Annotated in this window: 3 protein-coding genes; 2 read left to right on the forward strand and 1 reads right to left on the reverse strand. The window is 43.1% G+C overall.

The window, feature by feature from the left end:
- The first annotated feature begins 207 nt into the window (after positions 1 to 207).
- Positions 208 to 1,554, forward strand: a complete 1,347-nt coding sequence (gene aroA, locus GJS40_RS11030; protein WP_270897911.1) for a 3-phosphoshikimate 1-carboxyvinyltransferase — start codon at positions 208 to 210, stop codon at positions 1,552 to 1,554.
- Between the two features lie 8 nt (positions 1,555 to 1,562).
- On the opposite strand, the gene GJS40_RS11035 is transcribed toward aroA, so the two are convergent.
- On the reverse strand, positions 1,563 to 2,444 hold the full coding sequence (locus tag GJS40_RS11035) for a DMT family transporter (RefSeq protein ID WP_270897912.1): 882 nt from the start codon (positions 2,442 to 2,444) through the stop codon (positions 1,563 to 1,565).
- 113 nt (positions 2,445 to 2,557) lie between these two features.
- Between GJS40_RS11035 and ftsW the strand changes: the two genes are divergently transcribed.
- The gene (gene ftsW / locus GJS40_RS11040) at positions 2,558 to 3,688 is read left to right on the forward strand and encodes a putative lipid II flippase FtsW (RefSeq protein ID WP_270897913.1); all 1,131 of its coding nucleotides are present in this window, start codon (positions 2,558 to 2,560) and stop codon (positions 3,686 to 3,688) included.
- The last annotated feature ends 875 nt before the right edge of the window (positions 3,689 to 4,563 follow it).

The raw sequence follows: 4,563 nt of genomic DNA on the forward strand, positions 1-4,563 counted from the left end.
GTTCGTTGTACCCGAATTAACGCCTGTGGAGTGTTATACCAAACGAGAGTAGCTTCGGCAAAATCGGACACGTTGAAGCAGGAAATAAACAAAACTTTAGAGTTTTATAGAGTTTTGGCAACGGAAGCCTTTCCCTGAATGTGACTTGCTAATTCTTTGCACTGGTGATGTAATAGAGGGTACAAAGGTAGGAAAGGACGAGTCAGATTGAGTAAACCGGATTTAAGAGCCCGATCTCCATGGTCGGCATTAAATGATGTGAAACAAGTAGAAATTTTTCCGCTGAAAGAGAAAAAGGTCGATACGGAAATGATCATTCCGGGAAGTAAAAGTGTAACGAATCGTGCGTTAATCATTGCGGCGCTAGCTAAAGGAACTTCAGAATTATCCGGAATATTGCGCAGCGATGACTCTTATTGGTGTATCGATACGTTGCGGAAACTTGGAATATCCGTGGAAGTGGACGGGGATAAAGTGAAAATGGAGGGATGTGACGGTGATTGGCCGAATAAACAACCGGAGCTTTATATTGGTGCTGCGGGAACGATTGCGCGCTTTTTGCCCGGAGCCCTCGCAGCTTCGGACACGGGAAATTTTCTCGTGGAAGCAAGCCGCCGTATGAGTGAACGACCGGTGAAGCCGCTCATGGATGCGTTGGAGACCCTTGGAGCAGAGATTGAATACCTTGACAAAGAAGGCTTTTACCCTCTTCGCATCCATGCGAACGGATTAACGGGTGGAAGAGTTGATATTTCTGGGAAAATATCAAGTCAATTTATTAGTGGCTTACTATTAGCCGGTACATATGCCAAAAAACCACTGGAAGTCCATATTCCTGACTATATCGTGCAACACGCTTACGTGAAAATTACGCTTGAATTAATGAAAGATTTTGGGGTAGATGCGACGTACACTGATTCCTTAGATCACATGACTGTACCGGTGAAAGGGTACGAAGGACAGACGCTATCGTTAGAAGCGGACGCGTCGACCGCTAGCTATTTTATGGCTCTTGCTGCCGTGACAAACGGTCGGGTGCGGATTAATAATTTGACGATGGATACGAATCAACCAGATATTTATATGACCGATGTGTATGAAAAAATGGGCTGCACGGTGATAAGGACAGATGATTATATTGAAGTTCAAGGACCGAAACAATTAAAAGGTGGTTTTGACATCAGCATGAAAGAAATGTCGGATCAAACGTTAACCCTTGCTGCGATTGCCCCTTTTGCGGACGGTCCACTCACACTTACGGAAGTAGAACATATCCGTCATCACGAATCAGATCGTATTCATGCCATTTGTACGGAACTTCAAAAACTTGGCATACAAGTAGAAGAGTATCAAGACGGGCTGAAAGTGTATCCGGGGACGCCGGCGGGAACTACGCTTCATTCTTATGATGACCACCGAGTAGCCATGTCCCTTTCCTTGATAGGTACAAAAGTACCAGGGGTGATTATCGAAGATCCGGGATGTGTGTCGAAAACGTGTCCCAATTATTATGAACTACTGAAGCAGGCAGGAGTCGAGACGATATTTTCTTAAAAGAGGGTTTATTCCCTCTTTTTTCTTTCGGCAATGAGAAAAACAGAGGAGAGAACAAGGATCATTCCAAATAACTGCCAACTAGTAAATGCATCCCCAAATAACATTACTCCGGTGAGAATTGCAACAGCTGGCTCGATGGTTGTTAAAATAGACGCCCGACTAGATTCAATATATGATAAACTTTTAGTATACAAAATGTAACCGAGCACGGTTGGAAAAAGTGCGAGACCGATGGCATAAAATAGCACTTCCCCCTTTAAAAAGATGGCAGCATCTTTCACTAACCCACTTGTCGGGATCATGAGGACGCTCGCACACACAAAAGAATACGTCGTGATTGTCAACGAATGATAAGAGCGGCTCGCGTACTTGCCAAAAATTGTATACAGCGAGTAAAAAAATCCCGATCCTATCCCGATCATAAGAAGAGAGAAAGAAATATCCATTTGAAAATAAGGCAACCACCCGACTGTGAATGCACAGCCAATAAAAGTAAAAATGAGTGCGCTTATTTTTCTCGGAGTAAGAATTTCCCGAAAGAGAAAGCGAGAAAAAATCGTAACAAACAACGGTCCGGTATACAATAGCACGACCGCGAGAGAAAGCGACGTTGCTTCCATCACGGTAAAATAACACCAGTTAAAAAAGACAAAACTAACAATCCCTGTCCCAATAAAATAAACGATATCTTTTCGTTGAATTTTTAACAGCTCTGGATAGTGAATGGCGAGAAAACAAAGCAGAATGATAGCGGAAAAAACAACACGTATCGCCACGATTTGCCATGGAGTAAAACCCGCCTCGTTCAAACCTTGGACAAAATATCCGATGATTCCCCATAATGCTGCACCTATTGCCGCTAATAGATACGCTTGCTTTTTTGTCATCCATTTGCCTCCCTTAAAAGTGCGTTCTTTTCGGCTATTGATGAAAGTGGGATGTTTTAGTAAATTAATAGAAACGAAAGCTGAACACAGCTCGATCTTCCGGTGGTGATAGAGTGAATAAACAACTAGAGCGGTACGATTGGATAATGATTACTACTGCTTTTTTATTGATTTCTTTTGGTCTATTGATGGTATATAGTGCAAGCTTTCCGCTCGGTATTGATATATCCGGAGATCCTTATCATTTCTTAAAAAGACAATTGGTATGGTTTGTGTTAGGAACGTTTTTATTTTTTATTGTCTTACATATTCCGTATCGTTTCTATAGAAAGTTGGTTCCTTACCTCGTCCTTCTTTCCCTTGTGGTGCTCGTGCTCGTTTTGTTAGTTGGAGAAGAAGTGAAGGGAGCACAACGGTGGTTATCCTTTGGACCCGTCACGATACAACCCTCAGAATTTATTAAATTAGCGGTCATTCTTTATTTGGCTCACGTATATTCTAATAAGCATAAATATATTGATCAATTTGTGCAAGGTGTGCTTCCGCCGCTTATTATTGTTGTTTGCATGTTCGGGTTAATTATATTACAGCCGGATTTAGGAACAGCCGCCATGGTCTTATTAGCAGGTGGGACGATTGTGTTTTTATCAGGAGCGAGATGGTTCCATTTATTCATTCTCGGGGGCTTGTCTGCTGGAGTCGTTGCATGGCTAGCTTTTGAGACGCCGTATCGAATGCAGCGACTCATTGCTTTTCAAGATCCTTTTTCGCACCAGATGGATAGCGGTGGTTATCAGCTCATTCAAGCTTACATTGCGATGGCACATGGTGGTCTGACAGGAACAGGACTTGGGAAAAGTGCCCAAAAAATGCATTATCTCCCGGAACCGCACACGGATTTTATCTTTCCAGTGATCGTAGAAGAATTAGGTATCTTTGGTCTGTTATTTGTCGTCGGCTGTTTTCTTGTATTGTTGTGGCGTGGCTTTATTACCGGAGTACACGCTTCAGACATGTTTGGTAAACTACTCGCTTTTGGGATTACGTTTTTCTTCATGTTTCAAGCATTGTTAAACTTAATGGCAGTGAGTGGCATGATGCCCATTACCGGAGTGCCTTTGCCATTTATCAGTTATGGAGGCTCCTCTCTCATTGTTTCGATGATTTCCCTTGGAATTGTTGCGAACATAGCTAGAAAAGTAAAAACCGAACGCCTCCGTGCCAAAAAAGAAGAAGTGGCATAAAGAAAAGCGGAGGAATCCGTTCAGGTGCGAAGACGCTGGACTTGTATGGGATGTACTGACTTCTGCGTTGCACACAAAATCTACACTGCGATACTTCTATGTTTTCTTTTGCGCCGAGTAATCGCAGGCGCAGGACGTGTACGTTCTTAGCAGAAGAACCATTATTGGTCAGAAGCCTGGTTTTGGCTTCTGCCATGAACTGAAGCGTTCAAGCACCTGGATTCCGGAGCTAGACAGAACGAAAGGCTGAAGCGACTGTACAGGTGCGATAGATTCTGGAGAGGCAGGAAAGAAAGCGCTCTTTGCTTTCTTTATCTGACTCGAAGAATCCGAGCACCTAGGAGCTGAAGCTAGACAGACAGAAAAGCGGAGAAAGCCGTTTAGCCGCGACAAGCGATGGAGGGGCGGTGACAGAAGCCGATCTTTGGCTTCTTCAGCGACCCGAAGCGCTCAAGCGCCTGGTTGCTGGGCTAGACAAAGAAAAGCGTAGGAGTTTTAAGAATGACCGTTAAAGCGTTGCGCGCGCATGATGTGATTGCATCGCCGTTCTCACAGGATGTGAGGGGGCATGCGACCATTCAATGACTTTTATATGAAGAAAACTGTCGTATGAAATCTTTATGCGACACTTCATTGTCCAATCTCCTCAATAATCTATCGTATGAAGAGAAAAACCAAGCATAAATCCCCTAATTATTTCCAATTTCATCAACTATACGACACAAATTCAGAGTAAAAAGCGAAAAGATGGGGCTGTCCAAAAAGTCAGTAGAAACTGACTTTTTGGAGTCCCTTTTCTATTTCTCATTTTGAAAAATGTGCACAAAAAAATCGCCCTTTATTGTAAAATGAAGTTACCACACAACATTTACAAA

This window comes from Aliibacillus thermotolerans, assembly GCF_027853235.1.
Taxonomy (GTDB): Bacteria; Bacillota; Bacilli; order Bacillales; family Marinococcaceae; genus Aliibacillus; species Aliibacillus thermotolerans.

Bases quoted from the DNA above. Each gene is read 5' to 3' on its own strand.
- GJS40_RS11035 (WP_270897912.1), bottom strand. From the start codon at position 2,444: ATGACAAAAAAGCAAGCGTATCTATTAGCGGCAATAGGTGCAGCATTA.